Source organism: Staphylococcus sp. HMSC62A08 (assembly GCF_001839105.1).
Taxonomy (GTDB): Bacteria; Bacillota; Bacilli; order Staphylococcales; family Staphylococcaceae; genus Staphylococcus; species Staphylococcus caprae.
The window spans coordinates 93,541-110,730 of the sequence record NZ_KV840052.1; the positions used below are offsets into that span (position 1 = coordinate 93,541).

The 17,190-nt window shown below is 33.0% G+C and carries 18 protein-coding genes and 2 pseudogenes; 14 read left to right on the plus strand and 6 right to left on the minus strand.

Annotation, left to right across the window (positions count from 1 at the left end; all coding sequences use genetic code 11):
* Window positions 1–204 precede the first annotated feature (204 nt).
* Window positions 205–705: an H-type ferritin FtnA gene (gene ftnA, locus HMPREF3264_RS11140; protein WP_002445463.1), complete on the minus strand. Its 501-nt coding sequence runs from the start codon at window positions 703–705 to the stop codon at window positions 205–207.
* Between the two features lie 228 nt (window positions 706–933).
* Between ftnA and HMPREF3264_RS11145 the strand changes: the two genes are divergently transcribed.
* The 3 genes from HMPREF3264_RS11145 to HMPREF3264_RS11155 all read left to right on the plus strand — a co-directional run bounded on the left by HMPREF3264_RS11145 (window position 934) and on the right by HMPREF3264_RS11155 (window position 3,774).
* Complete coding sequence (locus HMPREF3264_RS11145; protein WP_002445465.1) at window positions 934–2,247, plus strand: lipid II isoglutaminyl synthase subunit MurT; 1,314 nt, start codon at window positions 934–936, stop codon at window positions 2,245–2,247.
* Window positions 2,248–2,973, plus strand: coding sequence for a lipid II isoglutaminyl synthase subunit GatD (locus HMPREF3264_RS11150; protein ID WP_070873353.1), 726 nt, complete (start codon window positions 2,248–2,250; stop codon window positions 2,971–2,973).
* Between the two features lie 249 nt (window positions 2,974–3,222).
* Entirely contained in the window at window positions 3,223–3,774 is a 552-nt protein-coding gene (locus tag HMPREF3264_RS11155; protein WP_070873354.1) for an immunodominant staphylococcal antigen IsaB family protein, read from the plus strand.
* 142 nt (window positions 3,775–3,916) lie between these two features.
* On the opposite strand, the pseudogene HMPREF3264_RS11160 reads toward HMPREF3264_RS11155, so the two are convergent.
* Window positions 3,917–4,905, minus strand: a pseudogene (locus HMPREF3264_RS11160) (aromatic acid exporter family protein).
* A gap of 174 nt (window positions 4,906–5,079) precedes the next feature.
* Between HMPREF3264_RS11160 and map the strand changes: the two are divergent.
* The 5 genes from map (at window position 5,080) to vraR (ending at window position 8,754) form a co-directional block, all read left to right on the plus strand.
* Entirely contained in the window at window positions 5,080–5,835 is a 756-nt protein-coding gene (gene map, locus HMPREF3264_RS11165) for a type I methionyl aminopeptidase (protein WP_070873355.1), read from the plus strand.
* A 154-nt stretch (window positions 5,836–5,989) separates the two neighbouring features.
* Window positions 5,990–6,376 carry a hypothetical protein gene (locus HMPREF3264_RS11170; protein WP_070873356.1) on the plus strand — a complete coding sequence of 129 codons (387 nt, stop codon included), beginning with the start codon at window positions 5,990–5,992 and terminating at the stop codon, window positions 6,374–6,376.
* Window positions 6,377–6,390: 14 nt separating this feature from the next.
* Complete coding sequence (liaF, locus tag HMPREF3264_RS11175) at window positions 6,391–7,092, plus strand: cell wall-active antibiotics response protein VraT (RefSeq protein ID WP_002445474.1); 702 nt, start codon at window positions 6,391–6,393, stop codon at window positions 7,090–7,092.
* Window positions 7,089–8,135: a sensor histidine kinase VraS gene (locus HMPREF3264_RS11180; RefSeq protein ID WP_002445475.1), complete on the plus strand. Its 1,047-nt coding sequence runs from the start codon at window positions 7,089–7,091 to the stop codon at window positions 8,133–8,135. The genes liaF and HMPREF3264_RS11180 overlap by 4 nt, the downstream gene beginning before the upstream one ends.
* Window positions 8,125–8,754 carry a response regulator transcription factor VraR gene (gene vraR / locus HMPREF3264_RS11185; RefSeq protein WP_037541848.1) on the plus strand — a complete coding sequence of 210 codons (630 nt, stop codon included), beginning with the start codon at window positions 8,125–8,127 and terminating at the stop codon, window positions 8,752–8,754. Before HMPREF3264_RS11180 ends, vraR begins: the two co-directional genes overlap by 11 nt.
* Before the next feature lie 63 nt (window positions 8,755–8,817).
* Here vraR and HMPREF3264_RS11190 read toward each other — a convergent pair.
* The 3 genes and pseudogenes from HMPREF3264_RS11190 to HMPREF3264_RS11200 form a co-directional block, all read right to left on the minus strand.
* Window positions 8,818–10,073, minus strand: a pseudogene (locus HMPREF3264_RS11190) (YihY/virulence factor BrkB family protein).
* Between the two features lie 372 nt (window positions 10,074–10,445).
* The gene (locus HMPREF3264_RS11195; protein WP_002445480.1) at window positions 10,446–10,730 is read right to left on the minus strand and encodes a hypothetical protein; all 285 of its coding nucleotides are present in this window, start codon (window positions 10,728–10,730) and stop codon (window positions 10,446–10,448) included.
* A gap of 5 nt (window positions 10,731–10,735) precedes the next feature.
* Window positions 10,736–11,200, minus strand: a complete 465-nt coding sequence (locus tag HMPREF3264_RS11200) for a low molecular weight protein-tyrosine-phosphatase (RefSeq protein WP_070873357.1) — start codon at window positions 11,198–11,200, stop codon at window positions 10,736–10,738.
* A 140-nt stretch (window positions 11,201–11,340) separates the two neighbouring features.
* Here HMPREF3264_RS11200 and HMPREF3264_RS11205 point away from each other — a divergent pair, with 140 nt between their 5' ends.
* From HMPREF3264_RS11205 to HMPREF3264_RS11215, 3 genes are all read left to right on the plus strand, one after another.
* A complete protein-coding gene (locus HMPREF3264_RS11205) occupies window positions 11,341–11,547 on the plus strand; it encodes a DUF1128 domain-containing protein (protein WP_002445484.1) in 207 nt (68 codons plus the stop codon).
* A 12-nt stretch (window positions 11,548–11,559) separates the two neighbouring features.
* A complete protein-coding gene (locus HMPREF3264_RS11210; RefSeq protein ID WP_070873358.1) occupies window positions 11,560–12,798 on the plus strand; it encodes an aminopeptidase in 1,239 nt (412 codons plus the stop codon).
* A gap of 111 nt (window positions 12,799–12,909) precedes the next feature.
* Window positions 12,910–13,440, plus strand: coding sequence for an acyl-CoA thioesterase (locus tag HMPREF3264_RS11215; RefSeq protein WP_002445489.1), 531 nt, complete (start codon window positions 12,910–12,912; stop codon window positions 13,438–13,440).
* 371 nt (window positions 13,441–13,811) lie between these two features.
* Here HMPREF3264_RS11215 and yfkAB read toward each other — a convergent pair whose 3' ends face one another.
* Complete coding sequence (yfkAB, locus tag HMPREF3264_RS11220) at window positions 13,812–14,954, minus strand: radical SAM/CxCxxxxC motif protein YfkAB (protein WP_070873359.1); 1,143 nt, start codon at window positions 14,952–14,954, stop codon at window positions 13,812–13,814.
* A 152-nt stretch (window positions 14,955–15,106) separates the two neighbouring features.
* Between yfkAB and HMPREF3264_RS12700 the strand changes: the two genes are divergently transcribed.
* The 3 genes from HMPREF3264_RS12700 (at window position 15,107) to sgtB (ending at window position 17,027) form a co-directional block, all read left to right on the plus strand.
* Window positions 15,107–15,268: an SE1561 family protein gene (locus tag HMPREF3264_RS12700; protein ID WP_002445674.1), complete on the plus strand. Its 162-nt coding sequence runs from the start codon at window positions 15,107–15,109 to the stop codon at window positions 15,266–15,268.
* A 181-nt stretch (window positions 15,269–15,449) separates the two neighbouring features.
* Complete coding sequence (locus HMPREF3264_RS11225; RefSeq protein WP_070873360.1) at window positions 15,450–15,968, plus strand: type 1 glutamine amidotransferase domain-containing protein; 519 nt, start codon at window positions 15,450–15,452, stop codon at window positions 15,966–15,968.
* Window positions 15,969–16,217: 249 nt separating this feature from the next.
* A complete protein-coding gene (sgtB, locus tag HMPREF3264_RS11230) occupies window positions 16,218–17,027 on the plus strand; it encodes a monofunctional peptidoglycan glycosyltransferase SgtB (RefSeq protein WP_070873361.1) in 810 nt (269 codons plus the stop codon).
* Window positions 17,028–17,190 lie beyond the last annotated feature (163 nt).

Consider the following 17,190-nt stretch of genomic DNA (forward strand, 5'->3'; position numbering starts at 1 on the left):
TTTTAATTATATATTTTATAACACTTCTTACAACCTGCATAGTAAAAACAATTGCACATTCACATCATCAATTCATTTTCATCACAGAAAGGGAACTCCATAACAACGCGCTATAAAATTAAAAAAACTGTCAACGAAGCGTATCACTTCATTAACAGTTTAGTTAAATCATTCTCTCATAAAAATACGATTATTAAATTAAAATTACTCTTCGTCAAAAGAACGTGCAGCTAATTCTTTTTCATATAAGTAAAGTGTATTGCAATCATCGCCAATACGAGTTAGATAATCAATGTGTGTTTCAAAAGTTGATTCTTCTTCAACTTGTTCATCTAAGAACCAATTTAAGAATGAAATTGTAGCATAGTCTTTATCTTTATGTGCAAGTTCAGATAAGTTATAGAAACGTTTAGTTACATCTCTTTCTTGATCTAAACCATCTTTAAAAGTTTCTAAAATAGATGAGAATTCAACTTTAGGTGCTTTTAATGTATCAAATACTGCATGTTCGCCACGGTCGTTGATATAGTCATAGATTTTTTTACCGTGATAACGTTCTTCTTTAGCTTGTTCAATATAGAAATTCGCAAAACCTTCATAAGACTCTTTATCACAATAAGCAGCCATTGCCATATAAGCATGCGCAGCGAAATATTCGTGGTTCATTTGTTCATTTAATGCTTTGAGTAGATCTTTACTTAACATCTTTTTTCACCTCATATAAAAATTTAATTAATTAATAACACTTATAAGTATAACAGACCTTTTCTCAATAGTAAATAATAATTATTCTAATCTAGAGATAACCATTCTCAATTACAGATAATAATTATTCTAATATGTAAATAGATAGCCTCCTACGAATTGAGAATCTTTTTTGTTATACCCTTTACATGTTATAATTATGCGAGTGGAATTAAGAGGAGGAAACGCATGAGACAATGGACTGCAACCCACATGGCTAAGTTGGCTCGTAAGGCAAGTATCGCTGTTGGTAAAAAGGGAACGGACTTACCTGGGCAAATTGCACGTCGTGTGGATCAAAATATATTAAGAAAATTGTCTGAACAAGTAGATGATATTGTGTTTATTAGTGGGACAAATGGAAAGACAACAACATCTAACTTAATCGGACATACTTTAAAAGCAAATCAAATTAAGATTATTCATAATAACGAAGGCGCAAACATGGCTGCTGGGATTACATCTGCCTTCATTATGCAAATTTCTAAAGAAACTAAAATCGCTATCATAGAAATCGATGAAGGTTCAATTCCGCGTGTGTTAAAAGAAGTGACACCGTCAATGATGGTGTTTACGAACTTCTTCAGAGATCAGATGGATAGATTTGGTGAAATAGATATTATGGTTAACAATATTGCGAAATCAATTAGTAATAAAGGAATTAAATTATTGTTAAATGCCGACGATCCATTTGTTAGTCGTTTAAAAATCGCAAGTGATTCACTTGTATATTATGGTATGAAAGCACATGCACACGAATTCGAACAAAGTACGATGAATGAAAGTAAATATTGCCCTAATTGTGGTCGTCTATTGCAATATGATTATATACATTACAATCAAATCGGCCATTATCATTGTCAATGTGGTTTCAAACGTGAAGATCCTACATATGAAGTATCATCTTTTGAAGTTTCACCATTTTTAAATATGACAATTAATAATCATTTATTTAATATGAAGATTGCTGGAGACTTTAATGCATATAATGCAATCGCTGCGTATACTGTATTACGAGAATTAGGTCTTAGTGATGAATCAATTGAAAAAGGTTTTGAAACGTACACTTCAGATAATGGACGGATGCAGTATTTTTCTAAAGATAATAAAGAAGCGATGATTAATTTAGCTAAGAATCCGGCTGGTATGAATGCAAGTTTATCCGTTGGAGAACAGCTAGAGGGCAAGAAAGTCTATGTGATTAGTTTGAATGACAATGCTGCAGATGGCCGTGATACTTCATGGATATATGATGCTGACTTTGAAAAGTTAAGCAATCAAGATATTGAAGCAATTATAGTGACAGGTACGCGTGCCGAAGAACTTCAATTGCGTTTAAAGCTAGCTGAAGTCAATGTACCTATTATCGTTGAAAAGGACATTTATAAAGCAACTGCTCAAACAATGAACTATACATCGTTTACGGTGGCTATACCAAACTATACATCTCTAGCACCTATGTTAGAGCAACTCAATCGCTCATTTGAAGGAGGGCAGTCGTAAATGAATGAATTAACGGTTTACTACTTTATGTCAGATAAATTAAATTTATATAGTGATATTGGTAATATTATTGCGTTAAGACAACGCGCTAAAAAAAGAAATATTAAACTTAACGTCAAAGAAATTAATGAAACTGAAGGCGTAACATTCGACGATTGCGATATCTTCTTCATTGGCGGAGGTAGTGACAGAGAACAAGCACTTGCTACTAAAGAATTAAGTAAGATTAAAACGTCTCTTAAAGAAGCGATTGAAGATGGGATGCCAGGACTTACGATATGCGGAGGATACCAATTCTTGGGTACTAAATATATTACGCCAGATGGTACTGAGCTTGAAGGTTTAGGTGTGCTAGATTTTTACACTGAATCTCAAACGGATCGTTTAACAGGTGATATTGTCATTGAGAGTGACACTTTCGGAACGATTGTAGGCTTTGAGAATCACGGTGGAAGAACATATCATAACTTTGGTACATTAGGACATGTGACACATGGTTATGGTAATAATGACACTGACCGTGAAGAAGGTATCCATTATAAAAACTTGTTAGGCTCCTATTTACATGGTCCTATTTTACCTAAGAACCATGAAATGACAGATTATCTCCTTGAAAAAGCATGCGAACGTAAAGGTATTCCTTTTGAACCTAAGGAATTAGATAACACCGAAGAAGAAGCAGCTAAAAGCGTCCTCATCGAAAGAGCAAAAGGAAACAAACACTAATGTGTAAATAAAGTGAAAATCGAATATTTGTATAGAGAGTTAGGTTGAATGACCAATTGTGGTTTTCAATTTAACTCTTTTTTTATGAGACACTTAGGATGCTTAGATGTCCTAAAAATTTTATATTTAGACAGTAAAGTGCTAAAACGCTTAATATAAGAAATATAATTAATTATAAATTAATCGATTGATATACTGAACTCGTAAGGGAGAATTTTAAATTTATACAACTAAAATAGGAGTGAGAAAATGAAAGGTTTAAAATTGATGGGTCTGACACTCGCTGCATCAACGATTGCTTTTTCACTTTCGCAAGTTGCACACGCTGAACAAATGGTTAAAGGGGAAAATAACGAAACACATTATGGCGTTCACATGAACGAAGCTGAAGGCGGTTATACACATAAAGGTAATGCTGGACAAAACGCATCTTACCTTGTAGATTCAGATTTTGTTAACGCATTAGATAGTGGACAGTTGAATTTTAACGGCTACTCTATCGATCAAGATAACGACGACAATGTAGAATACAAAAAAGTTTATGACCAAGAAGTTAGAGCAACAAGCGACGATACTGCTGTGAGTATTCGCTTTAAAGTAACAGATCAATCAGTCACTTTAGATCAGATGAAAGATGCTTATCCTAGTGATAAATTAAATCATATCCCACACACAAGTTCGAATGCAGATCAACCTGATGACGGTACATACGTATATCACGGTGATCAAATCAAATTACAATTCAAAGTTGAAGACGGTTATGTAACTTCAGTTACAATCGGTCAAGGCGAAACAGAATAAATTTTACTAGTAAATCATAAAATAATACCTCAGAAAGACGTATAATGATTCAGTCTTTCTGAGGTATTTGTATGTTCAGAGCTTTTCATTGTTAATCATGCTATTTCATTTTGCCCCCCAAAAAACTCCTTTTAATATCTTTTTATTTGGCATAGCGTGAATCTAAAATTTTATAAATCAGTAGCATTTCATATATGAGATGACTTTTCATTTGATTTTGATCAAATTCCTCTAAGCGCTTCACAGATGTCTTCAAAGTTGAAGCTGATTTCTTCTGCCGTTTAAAGCTACCATTACTAATAATTTCATTGATACTATTGCTAATATTAATGATTGCCATTTTTTCATTAGGTGTAAAAGCAACGTGCGTGTTCTTAGGTAAATAGATGATATTAGATAAATGTGAAATAAATAAACGATTATTATATGCACGATTTGTTATTTTATTTAGCAACTTCCAGTCATCTTCTTTATTTTTATGATAATGGAGTTCATCTCTTTGATAGCTTGTTAATGTTTCAATTTTTGAGCGATAATATTTAATTTAGTGAGTTGTTTATTACTCTTTTCTGAGCTGAACTTACCTAGTAATAACTCTTGGCAACGGGCGTAAAATAACTCGTACATCTTTTTCTCTGAAAGTGATAATTGGTCTTCAAGTTGATGATAATACTTGGGAGGTAAGATGATAAAGTTAACTAAGCCAGCCGTCACAAGTCCTATCAGGGCAGTTAATAATCTAGAAAAGAAATTGAAATAGTACGCTTCATGGATACCTGGGATCATTGCGACTGATGTAAGTACAGCAACATTTGTCCCCACTTGTAAATTGAGCTTAGTGCAAACTAAAATTGTAAATGTTGCAGCTAGCGCATAACTTAGAGGGGATTGATCTCCAAAAATATATGTAAAGATTACCGCAAATAACGCACCTATTACCGTTGCAGGAAGACGTTTATATCCTTTTTTGATGGAAGCCTTAGCAGTAGGTTCAATGGTTACAATCGCAGTTAATATTGCGAATATCGGGGTGAGGTTAAGCAACATACAAAACACCGTTGTTAGGAAAGTTGCAAGACCAGTTTTAATTGTCCTAGCCCCAATAATATGTTTATACCATTTTACGTTCATACTTATATGACCCCTTTGCAGTAAAAGGGAATTCGAAAAGCTAATACTTTATACAAATTCTCTTTATCTTAAAAATAATTTTACAATGTAACGTGATATATGATTCATGTTTAGTATATCAAAAAAAATTTGCTATAATAAGATGTAATAAAATTTATAAAGGAACGGGATAAAATGATTGTTAAAACTGATGAAGAATTACAAGCGTTAAAAGAAATAGGATACATTTGTGCTAAAGTCAGAGACACAATGCGAGAAGCAACAAAACCTGGTGTCACAACTCGAGAGTTAGACAATATCGCCAAAGAATTATTCGAAGAACATGGTGCAATCTCTGCGCCAATCCACGATGAGAACTTTCCAGGTCAAACATGTATTAGTGTGAACGAAGAGGTAGCACACGGCATTCCTGGTAAACGTATGATTCGTGAAGGCGATTTAGTAAATATTGATGTGTCAGCATTAAAAAATGGCTACTATGCCGATACAGGCATCTCATTTGTCGTTGGTGAATCAGATAATCCTATGAAACAAAAAGTGTGTGATGTAGCAACGATGGCATTTGAAAATGCAATGACTAAAGTGAAACCTGGTGCGAAATTAAGCAACATTGGTAAAGCTGTGCATGCTACTGCACGTCAAAATGACTTAACTGTCATTAAAAATTTAACTGGACATGGTGTTGGACAATCATTACATGAATCACCAAAACATGTCATGAATTATTATGATCCTAAGGATAAAACGTTATTAAAAGAAGGTCTTGTTATCGCTGTAGAACCTTTTATTTCATCACGCGCTACATATGTGACTGAAGGTAAAAATGAATGGGCTTTCGAAACAAAAGATAAAAGTTTTGTGGCTCAAATAGAGCACACAGTCATTGTTACAAAAGAAGGTCCAGTATTAACAACTAAAATTGATGACTAATCGTTGCATCATTTTCAGATTTAATGAAGTAACTAAAATAATCATATGAAATCCTCGTCGGACTAAAGTATGAACTCAATATGGTTCCGGAGCCTATTACGTTAGGTTTCGGAATTGTTTTATAATAAAGCTTAATCAGTGACGAGGTGGTACTATGAATTATATGGATTTATACTTACAACATTTTCTAAAATCAACAATTAAAGATAGTATCAATGAATACAGAATGATACTCGATAAAAAATTAAAAAGTATTGAGAGTTATATTAATTATTTAAGTGAAAAAAGAACGCAACTCAAGAAGTTAATTGACAGCTTAACACTCTCATTAGAAAATAAATATATCGACATCGTAAATAATCATGACATTTATTGTGCTGAGGAAATTCATGATACAGAAATTGAAAGTATTAAAACAAAACTTGATGATATAGAAGCGTATTATGCGAGAATAGAAGCGGATATTCATCAACAATCTAAAGAAAAAATTACTACAGAAAATGAATGTAACTTAATTTATCATATGAGTGCTGTAGCATAGAAAGGTGGCGAAACATGACGCATAAATATATATCAACTGAGATGTTGATAATTTTTACAGCTTTAATGATTATCGCTAATTTTTATTATATATTCTTTGAAAAAATTGGCTTTCTTCTCGTCTTATTATTAGGATGCGTGCTCGTGTATGTGGGGTATGTATTCTTTCATAAAGTAAGAGGTTTACTGTCATTCTGGATAGGTGCGTTACTTATCGCCTTTACTTTATTATCAAATAAGTACACGATTATCATTCTTTTTATATTCTTAGTTGTACTCATTATCCGCTATTTAATTTATAAATTTAAACCTTTAAAGGTAGTTGCAACAGATGAAGAAGTGACATCACCTATTTTTATAAAGCAAAAATGGTTCGGTGAACAACGTACACCCGTATATGTGTATAAATGGGAAGATGTGCAAATTCAACATGGGATTGGCGATATCCATATTGATATGACCAAAGCGGCTAATATTAAAGAAACTAATACAATTGTTGTTCGTCACATCTTAGGTAAAGTACAAGTGGTTGTGCCATTAAATTACAACATTAATTTACATACAGCTGCTTTTTACGGAACGGCATATGTAAATGACAAATCATATAAAATTGAGAATAATCATATTCAAGTTGAGGAAAAAACTAAAGATGACAACTATACAGTCAATGTTTACGTTTCAACATTTATTGGAGACGTTGAGGTGATTTATAAATGAATCACTACTTAAGAGCAATTGGATCGATGCTAATACTTGTCTATAGCATGCTCACTGCTTTTTTATTCATTGACAAAGTTTTTGTTAATATTATTTATTTTCAAGGGATGTTTTACACCCAAATATTTGGAATTCCCGTATTTTTATTCTTAAATATATTAATTATCTTATTATGCATCATTGTAGGGTCTGTGTTAGCGTATAAAATCAATCAACAAAATGATTGGATTAAATCTCAAATTGAAAGATCGATTGAAGGGGAAACAGTTGGTATTAACGATCAAAATTTAGAGTTATATAGTGAGACTTTAGATATTTATCATACATTGGTACCCTTAAATCAAGAATTGCATCGATTGAGAATGAAAACGCAAAATATGACGAATGAAAACTATAATCTAAATGATGTGAAAGTGAAAAAAATCATAGAAGATGAACGCCAGCGCTTGGCTAGAGAATTGCATGATTCGGTAAGTCAGCAATTATTTGCCGCAAGTATGATGCTTTCAGCGATTAAAGAATCTAAATTAGAACCGCCTTTAGACCAACAAATTCCTGTTCTAGAGAAAATGGTTCAAGATTCACAGCTTGAAATGAGGGCGTTACTTCTACACTTAAGACCTATAGGATTAAAAGATAAGTCTCTAGGTGAAGGAATTAAAGATTTAGTCATTGATCTTCAAAAGAAAGTGCCTATGAAAGTGGTTCATGAAATTCAAGATTTCAAAGTACCTAAAGGTATTGAAGATCATTTGTTTAGAATTACTCAAGAAGCGATTTCCAATACATTAAGACATTCGAATGGTTCGAAAGTAACGGTAGAATTATTCAATAAAGAAGATTATTTACTGTTAAGAGTTCAAGATAATGGTAAAGGTTTCAATGTAGATGAAAAATTTGAACAAAGTTATGGTTTAAAAAATATGAGAGAACGCGCATTAGAGATTGGTGCCACATTCCATATCGTATCGTTACCAGATTCAGGTACACGTATAGAAGTCAAAGCACCATTGAACAAGGAGGATGAATCAAATGGCGATTAAAGTATTATTTGTGGATGATCACGAAATGGTTAGAATAGGTATTTCTAGTTATCTTTCTACACAAGAAGATATTGAGGTAGTAGGTGAGGGTGCTTCAGGAAAAGAAGCCATTGAGAAAGCACACGAATTAAAGCCAGATTTAATTTTAATGGACCTACTGATGGATGATATGGATGGTGTAGAAGCCACAACCGAAATAAAAAAGGATTTACCACATATTAAAGTCGTGATGTTAACAAGCTTTATTGAAGATAAAGAAGTTTATCGTGCGTTAGATGCCGGTGTGGATAGTTATATTTTAAAAACAACAAGCGCAAGTGATATTGCTGAAGCAGTACGTAAAACATATCAAGGTGAATCAGTGTTTGAACCTGAAGTACTTGTGAAAATGAGAAATCGAATGAAAAAACGTGCGGAATTATATGAAATGTTAACAGAACGTGAAATGGAAATCTTATTATTAATCGCAAAAGGGTATTCAAATCAAGAAATTGCGAGTGCATCTCATATTACAATTAAAACTGTTAAAACGCATGTGAGTAATATTCTAAGTAAATTAGAAGTACAAGATAGAACACAAGCTGTTATCTATGCTTTCCAACACAATCTTATACAATAAAATAACAAAAAATAAAAGGCGAAAGTCACGGTGAAAACGTGTCCTTCGCCTTTTTTTAGTGGTTTATTTTTGATTTTTATCATCGTTGTCATGGTTGTTTTTAAATTTATCAACGATTTTATCTTTAAGTGTTTCCTGATCTTCAGGTTTCTCATTATCAGCATTTTGATCTATATTATAATTTTCATCTTTATTCTGAGGTGTGTCATTGTTGTATTCATAAGTTGTGTCTTCATTATAATGATTTTGATTGTTGTCATCATGGAGTAACGCAGCTTCTTCAGGAGTATGACCTTTGATGACTTTTCTTTGGTGAATAAGCGCATTGATTTCTGCACCAATGATGATTATGAAGCTTGTAATGTACAACCATAAGAATAAGATAATGAAACCGGCAAAAATAACATATGTTTTGTTGTAATTACCAAAGTTTGAGATATACCAACCAAATAAGAATGAACCAACTAACCAAATAATAGATGTAAATAAAGCACCAGGAAGTACTGAACGTAATTTTGTTTTAACATTTGGTGCAACAGAATATAATACTGTGAATAGAAGAATGATGATAATCAGAGGTAGTACGATTCTCACTACATCGAAGATCCATTCTACTTGTTTATCTAAACCTAAAGGTCCAAATAAGAATTTGCTAATCACAGGTCCTAATGTAATCAACACAATCGCCACTACAAATACGATACCTAAAACGAGTGTATAAATGACACTTAGAATCTTAAGCACAATGCCATTTCTTGCATCTTCTACGTCATAAGCGACATTAAATGAATTGATAATGGCAGACATACCATTAGACGCAGACCAAATGGCTAAGATTAAACCAATGGATAGAACGCCACCATTGGCACTATCTGAAATACTACTAAATATCTTAGTGACAACATCAGCAGTACTTTGATCAGGTATATATTGACTGACCTTGTGGTTGATTTGGTCAGTGTTAATAGTTATAAATTGTCCTAATAAAGTAAGTAAGAAGATGAGCATAGGGAACATTGCGAGCACGAAATGATAAGTCATTTGAGCCGCTAGACCTGATGCATCGTCTTTACCGATTCTATAAATTAAGTATTTTAGGAAATTAGAATCTTTTGTGTACTTTGCTGGCTTGTTTAAACGAGATAGAAAGAATACTTGGTCCTTTTTCTTAGGTGACTTTGACTTGAACTCTTGAGGTTCAATGTATGTACGATCGACTTTAATTTGTTTGTCTTTATCGTCATTTTTTTGTGTTGACGTTCTTCTTGTTCCTTAGCTGAATTAAGGAACTTTGAAGTCGTTTTTTCTTGTTTTGACATGACAATCTCCTTTGCTTTGTATAATCGAAAAATGTATGACTGTTATATTCCCAAGTTAAGTTAGAATTAAAACAATAAATGGCAAATTATGTCATTTATTTTAATAATCACCTTAAAGTTTTAAGTAAATTAATATTTCATTCAATATTTTGTCTTAAATTGATAGGAAAGGCAATAGCTATAAAGTGAATTTTAAATAGAATATCTTTCAAATCAATTCAATGTATGAAATATATGAAGACAATTAGGTTTAAATATATAGTCACTCATGATGGGTCAATATAAAAAGACGCCCATAAAGCGAGATATACAATCTCTAACAATAAAGGCGTCTTGTTATAAAGTATAGCTAAGTCGTGCTTATTCTATCGATTATTTACCTAAACGTTGGTTTTTACGATTAACGAATGTATCCTTAGCATCTTTGATAGAACGTTCTAATTCCGGATTGTTACGACGAATTTCTTCAATCGTATCTTTCCAGTACATTACTTCATCTTTAATGCTATTAAATTTAGAAGGTTTACGTGAACGATTGCCTTCTTTAGCATCTTTGAATGATTGTTTTAAAGCGTTACGTGTAGATTTATCGGCTAAAGTAGCAGCGCCGCCGATAATTGCACCAATTAGAATACCAGGAACTAATTTATTTTCCATAGTGATTACCCCTCTTTCAAATTTGCATCTTTAACGATGTAATCAATTAAATTATCACATGATGATTGTACCATTTCAAATACACCTTCAAAATTGTTTGTGTAATACGGATCTGGCACATCACTTTCTTCCATGTTACTAAATTCTAGCAATTTGAACAATTGTCCGTGTAGATTTGGATTGATTCGGCGAATATTATCCACGTTACTTTGATCCATTGCTATAATATAGTCAAAATCATCATTTGGTTCAAAAAGTTCACTAATCATATGATCGAAGGGGATATTGTGTTCTTTCAATATCGCTTGGGTACCTTCGTGAGGTGGTTCGCCTAAATTCCAACGTCCTGTACCTCGTGAGTGAACTGTAATACCTGAAATGCCTCTGTCTTGCAGCCTTTGTCTCATGATAGCTTCAGCCATTGGAGAACGACATATATTACCGAGACATACAAATGCTACGTCTACCATAATTATTCCTCCAAACTATGTAACTATATCCCCATTTTATAGAGTATTTAAACAATAAGAAAGTACTTAACCTCAAATTCTATTAAAGTTTAATAAAGTATGGTAATTTGATAGAATATTGAATTAAAGAGGTGAATCCCATGTCATTATCAAATGAAGAAATGATTGCAGAAATCAGAAAGAAATTAAATATAGTCAATCAAGGGTTACTGAATCCAGATAAGTTCAAATCTTCTAATCACGAAGAAATCACTGAAATATATGAATTTGTAATGTCTAAAGATTCGTTTTCTCCGAGTGAGGTCACTGCGATTGCAGACCATTTAGGACAACTTAGACAAGATTAGGGGGACTACAGTATGGCTAATTATCATGAAAAGTTACAACAATATGCGGAACTACTTGTTAAAGTAGGCATGAATGTTCAAGAGAATCAACCTGTATTTATTCGCTCTTCAGTTGATGCCTTAGAATTAACGCACTTAATAGTTGAAGAAGCTTATAAAGCAGGTGCATCTGATGTTCGAGTAAAATATGCTGATGCGCGTTTGAAACGTCTTAAATTCGAACATGAATCTGTTGAGCACTTTGAAAATAATGAATTAAAGCAATACGATATTGATGAACGTTTAGATTATGTTAAACGTGGTGCAGCTAATTTAGCATTAATTGCTGAAGATCCAGATTTACTTAATGGTATTGATGTGAATAAATTAAAAGCATATCAAGCTCAGTATTCTAAAGGCTTTAAACCATATATGGAAGCGAGTCAAAAGAATCAGTTCCCATGGGTAGTTGCAGCATTCCCAACAAGAGATTGGGCACGCCGTGTTTATCCAGACTTGGATGAAGAAGAAGCATATGAAAAATTCATGGATGAAGTATTCGATATTGTGCGAGTGGATGGCAATGATCCTATTGAAAACTGGAATGCCCATGTAAAATCTTTAAGTGTTCATGCAAAAAGACTTCAAGAAAAGAATTATAAAGCACTTCACTATATCTCTGAAGGTACAGACCTAACAGTTGGTTTACCTAAAGGACACTTATGGGAAGATGCGACAAGTTATGTCAATGGAGATGGACAACCGTTTATTGCCAATATTCCTACAGAGGAAGTGTTTACTGCACCTGATAGAAATAATGTGAATGGTTATGTCACAAACAAATTACCTCTAAGTTATAATGGTAATATTATCGACGGATTCACATTAACATTCAAAGATGGTGAAATCGTTGAAGTTAAAGCTGAAAAAGGCGAAGAAGTTCTTAAAGATTTAATTAACACAGACGAAGGCTCAAGAAGATTAGGCGAAGTCGCTTTAGTACCTGATGATTCGCCAATTTCAAATCGTCGTACTATTTTTTACAATACACTATTCGATGAAAATGCTTCTTGCCATCTCGCTATCGGTTCTGCATATGGTTTCAATGTTAAAGGTGGTACCGAAATGACGACAGAAGAAAAAATTGCAAGTGGATTAAATGATTCGAACGTCCATGAAGACTTTATGATTGGTAGTTCTGATTTAACGATTTATGGCATTCTACAAGATGGTACGAAAGAGTTAGTCTTCGAGAATGGTAATTGGGCCTAATAATAAAGTATGCATATTACTTTTCAAAATTAAAAAAGTAAAATAATAATTAATGAATTTAGCTTACTGGGAGTTAAAGTTCTGGTATATAAAGATGGGGAGAAATAGAGTATGTCTAATGAAAATAGAAAAATGAAAGCAATGTCTGAAGCAAAATGTATCAAACATAGACAAGTATTTCCACAAGATACGAATCATCATCATACAATGTTTGGTGGTTCTTTGATGGCAAATATTGATGAAATAGCAGCTATTTCAGCTACAAAACATGCGGGCGCACAAGTGGTGACTGCTTCCACAGACTCAGTAGATTTCTTAAGACCAATTAAAACAGGAGACATTCTTTCTTATGAAGCGATGGTGTCATATGCTGGAACAAGTTCAATGGAAATTTGTGTGCAAATTATTATAGATGATGTCTTTAATAATGAGCGTCATCTCGCAGCCTTAAGTTTCCTAACATTTGTAGCACTAGGCGAAGACGGGAAACCTATAAATGTTCCAGGTGTCTATCCTGAAACTGATGTTGAAAAGTGGTTCCATGAAAGTGCACCTTCACGTGTTGAAAGACGCAAAGAACGTCGTTCAGAAAGCAAGAAAACGATTGAATATCTATCCAGAGTTAGACATATTGAAAAATAAACAATCAGTCAGAGTCATCATTCTCATAAATAATAGCAGTAAGAGGATTTCAGTTAGAAACTTCTTACTGCTACTTTTATATTTTATACTTCGTATTGCTTGGCTCCCTTGCCGCGGGCATGGCTTGGGAGTGATACAGAATTCTAGAATTTAAGAATTCGTATTATCACCCCCGCAAGGATGATTAGATGTTGAGCCATTTTATGAGCTCAATATCAATCAGCTACTGCGTAGCCTGTCTTTTAAAAATCAACTGACTTACAAGTAGTCTCAAGACGCATGCTATTCCTGCAGGCGTGTCGCCATCAATACTTTGTTTATCTTTTAAGAATAATGCTACTTATTCTAACGTCTTTGTATGTTGTTATTACTTAAGAAAAAATGTGGCGTGAATGCATTTCTTTTTCTTTGAGTTTGAAGTCTGTTTGAGGATAGTACATATTTTTAACTAATACATTAGGACCTAGACATTGGAATTCAGGGCAATGACAGTTAAGTGATTGTGCTAATTCTGAATGAAGCCATTGATCAAATACATCAGTGAGTTTATCTTTTTGAATGTTTGAAATTGTACCATTTTCATCACCGAAGTCAGTCACAATAACATTGCCAGTAAAGACATTGACATTTAATCGACTACGTCCATCTGGGTCATTTCTCATTGTGACATTCTTCGCGTTTCTTAATCTATGTAGTAATTTTTGGTCATTTTCATCATTAATACAAGGATAAATAGGTAAAGTTCCAAATAGCATCCAAGTCTCTTCATCGCGAATATCTAATAAGTAATTAATGGCGTCTTTCATTTCTTTAAGAGAAAGAACATTCAGTTGACTCGCGAAATCAGCAGGATACATAGGATGTACTTCGTGACGGCTACACTTCATATCATTTACAATTTCATGATGAATTTTATCTAAATAAGGTAACGTGCTTTGATTCAACATTGTCTCAGCAGAAACAAACATACCTTGTTCCGATAAAGTTCTCGAATTATCTAACATTTGTTCATATAATTTAAGTTTTGCTTTTAAAGGTGGTTGCTTCTTCATTGCTCCGAAACCAACATCGGTAAACTCTTGTATTGTTCCCCAGTTGTGAGAAATATGCATCACATCGATATACTCTGCAATATCTAAGTATCTGTCTTGCGGCAATGTTAAATTTGAATTCATTTGAACGTAAATGCCTCGATTGTAAGCATACTTAAGTAAAGGTTTAACGACATTTTTAATCGATTTCTTGGAGAACATTGGCTCGCCACCAGTAATCGACATCGTTCTTAAGTTCGGGATTTCATCCAGTCTTCGATAAATAATATCCATTGGTAGAGGGTCTGGATCTTTTGTTTGAAGTGTATAGCCTACTGCGCAGTGACTGCAGCGCATATTACACAGATTGGTTGTTGTAAATTCTATATTACTTAGTGTTAATCCACCATGATCAATGATATCGTTATACGCTTCCCATGGGTCATTTTGGATAGAAATAGGTTTTTTATTTGTGATCAACATGAATTATTACTCCTAAATATAAACTTTCCATCTACTTTGTTTATTACGTAAAAAGTACAGTAAACATTATTAAGATTATATCGCTTTTTGTCAAATTCTGTTAGGATATGAGTATCTTAAAAAAATATTTAAAGAAGGAGCGCTTATTTTAAATGAATGAACAACAAACAATTGATCAGATTAAAACACGTCTAAATAAATTTATAGAGGATATTGACCATGTGAATCCTGATGAAGTACGTGTAGAAGATATTGACGAATGGATTGGTCTATTAGATCAATTAGAAGAGAAAGTAAAACAAGTTTCAAAATAAGGCTCATACTATAATAATGATGTAGATTTAACAAATCCTCTTATTTTAATTTCTAAATCGAGGATTTGTTTTTTATTTTAAGAAAAGTGGGAAATGAAAGGACTTAACATCTTATGTTTAAACATTAATCATCTTGTCTATATATAGATTAGAATTAATTAGAGAAAGGTGATTATTAATTATGACTAAAAAAGTAGCAATCATTCTTGCAGATGAATTTGAAGATATTGAATTAACAAGTCCTAAAGAAGCTTTAGAAAATGCTGGATTTGAAACTGAAATCATTGGGGATACTGCAAAACATGAAGTTGTAGATAAACATGGTGAAAAAGCGACAGTTCAAGTAAGCATTGCAGATGCTAAACCAGAAGATTATGATGCATTATTAATTCCTGGTGGTTTCTCACCTGACCACTTACGTGGCGATGCTGAAGGTCGTTATGGCACATTTGCTAAATACTTCACTAAAAATGATGTTCCAACATTTGCAATTTGCCACGGTCCATTAGTATTAATCGATACTGATGACTTAAATGGCCGTACATTAACTGGTGTATTAAATGTACGTAAAGATTTATCAAATGCAGGCGCGCAAGTTGTTGATGAATCAGTAGTTGTTGATAACAACATTGTAACAAGCCGTACACCTGATGATTTAGACGATTTCAATAGAGAAATTGTTAAACAATTAGAAGCATAATTCAGTATTCTAAATTATTTAATATGAGATATGAGGCTGTCGACAGAGTATTCACTCTGTTGGCAGTTTTATTTTTATTTAAAAGTGATTGAAATAAGCATCCTTAGCTATTTTGGAATATAGCTAAGCCAACGGGTCCAGACACGGATACACCTTGGGACTGATTTTTATCATAAGCTATAGCTAAACGATGAAACTACTGGTAAACTCACTTTAAGAGGGTGAGTTTAAGAAAAAAGGAGCAAACGCATGAAAAGAAGCGAAAAATATGCGGATTCTTATAATGATCAACGTAGTGAAATGCGAAGACCTCATTATAATACGTATTATCAACCAGTAGGTAAACCACCAAAAAAGAAGAAAACTAATAAAATCATATTAAAAATATTGTTCGTCATCATTATCGTGTTTGTTTTATTTGTAGGTTTGATGTATTTCTTATCTTCAAGAGCGAATGTTGATGATTTGAAGTCAATTGAAAATAAAAATAGTTTCGTACCTGCAGATAACATGCCTAATTATGTTAAGGGCGCATTTATATCGATGGAAGATGAACGTTTTTATAAACATCATGGTTTTGATTTAAAAGGAACAACACGTGCATTGTTTTCAACCATTAGTGACCGGGATGTTCAAGGCGGTAGTACAATTACACAACAAGTAGTCAAAAATTATTATTACGACAATGAACGTTCATTTATGAGAAAGATTAAAGAATTATTTGTTGCGCATAAAGTTGAACAACAATATAACAAGAATGAAATTTTAAGTTTTTATGTGAACAATATTTATTATGGTGACAATCAATATACGGTTGAAAGTGCAGCAAATCATTATTTTGGTACAACAGTGAATAAAAATAATCAAAGTATGCCACAAATAAGTGTATTACAAAGTGCCATTTTAGCGAGTAAAGTGAACGCGCCAAGTGTATATGATGTCAATGATATGTCTGAGAGTTTTAAAAACCGTGTTAAAGCTAATTTGGAAAAGATGAAACAGCAAGATTATATTACAGACGCACAATATAAAGAAGCTATGTCACAATTAGGAAATTAATTACAAAATCAAGCACCTGCTTTCTACAGAAAATGATAGAGCGCAGGTGTTTATTTATATCGTTACATAATGGTTCTCAAAAAAGGCATAGTTGTTTATGAACATGTAATAAATGTGCCATAATAATGGTAATTCATGTTTAAAACATTTTCAGGAAAGGGAG

What these genes read in the sequence shown, in the direction of transcription:
- HMPREF3264_RS11210 (WP_070873358.1), top strand. Translation starts at nt 11,560, where the DNA reads ATGGCTAATTATCATGAAAAGTTACAACAATATGCGGAACTACTTGTT.
- HMPREF3264_RS11200 (WP_070873357.1), bottom strand. Translation starts at nt 11,200, where the DNA reads ATGGTAGACGTAGCATTTGTATGTCTCGGTAATATATGTCGTTCTCCA.
- HMPREF3264_RS11180 (WP_002445475.1), top strand. Translation starts at nt 7,089, where the DNA reads ATGAATCACTACTTAAGAGCAATTGGATCGATGCTAATACTTGTCTAT.
- sgtB (WP_070873361.1), top strand. Translation starts at nt 16,218, where the DNA reads ATGAAAAGAAGCGAAAAATATGCGGATTCTTATAATGATCAACGTAGT.
- HMPREF3264_RS11170 (WP_070873356.1), top strand. Translation starts at nt 5,990, where the DNA reads ATGAATTATATGGATTTATACTTACAACATTTTCTAAAATCAACAATT.
- HMPREF3264_RS11145 (WP_002445465.1), top strand. Translation starts at nt 934, where the DNA reads ATGAGACAATGGACTGCAACCCACATGGCTAAGTTGGCTCGTAAGGCA.
- HMPREF3264_RS11225 (WP_070873360.1), top strand. Translation starts at nt 15,450, where the DNA reads ATGACTAAAAAAGTAGCAATCATTCTTGCAGATGAATTTGAAGATATT.
- HMPREF3264_RS11205 (WP_002445484.1), top strand. Translation starts at nt 11,341, where the DNA reads ATGTCATTATCAAATGAAGAAATGATTGCAGAAATCAGAAAGAAATTA.
- map (WP_070873355.1), top strand. Translation starts at nt 5,080, where the DNA reads ATGATTGTTAAAACTGATGAAGAATTACAAGCGTTAAAAGAAATAGGA.
- HMPREF3264_RS11150 (WP_070873353.1), top strand. Translation starts at nt 2,248, where the DNA reads ATGAATGAATTAACGGTTTACTACTTTATGTCAGATAAATTAAATTTA.
- vraR (WP_037541848.1), top strand. Translation starts at nt 8,125, where the DNA reads ATGGCGATTAAAGTATTATTTGTGGATGATCACGAAATGGTTAGAATA.
- HMPREF3264_RS11195 (WP_002445480.1), bottom strand. Translation starts at nt 10,730, where the DNA reads ATGGAAAATAAATTAGTTCCTGGTATTCTAATTGGTGCAATTATCGGC.
- HMPREF3264_RS11155 (WP_070873354.1), top strand. Translation starts at nt 3,223, where the DNA reads ATGAAAGGTTTAAAATTGATGGGTCTGACACTCGCTGCATCAACGATT.
- ftnA (WP_002445463.1), bottom strand. Translation starts at nt 705, where the DNA reads ATGTTAAGTAAAGATCTACTCAAAGCATTAAATGAACAAATGAACCAC.
- yfkAB (WP_070873359.1), bottom strand. Translation starts at nt 14,954, where the DNA reads ATGTTGATCACAAATAAAAAACCTATTTCTATCCAAAATGACCCATGG.
- HMPREF3264_RS11215 (WP_002445489.1), top strand. Translation starts at nt 12,910, where the DNA reads ATGTCTAATGAAAATAGAAAAATGAAAGCAATGTCTGAAGCAAAATGT.
- HMPREF3264_RS12700 (WP_002445674.1), top strand. Translation starts at nt 15,107, where the DNA reads ATGAATGAACAACAAACAATTGATCAGATTAAAACACGTCTAAATAAA.
- liaF (WP_002445474.1), top strand. Translation starts at nt 6,391, where the DNA reads ATGACGCATAAATATATATCAACTGAGATGTTGATAATTTTTACAGCT.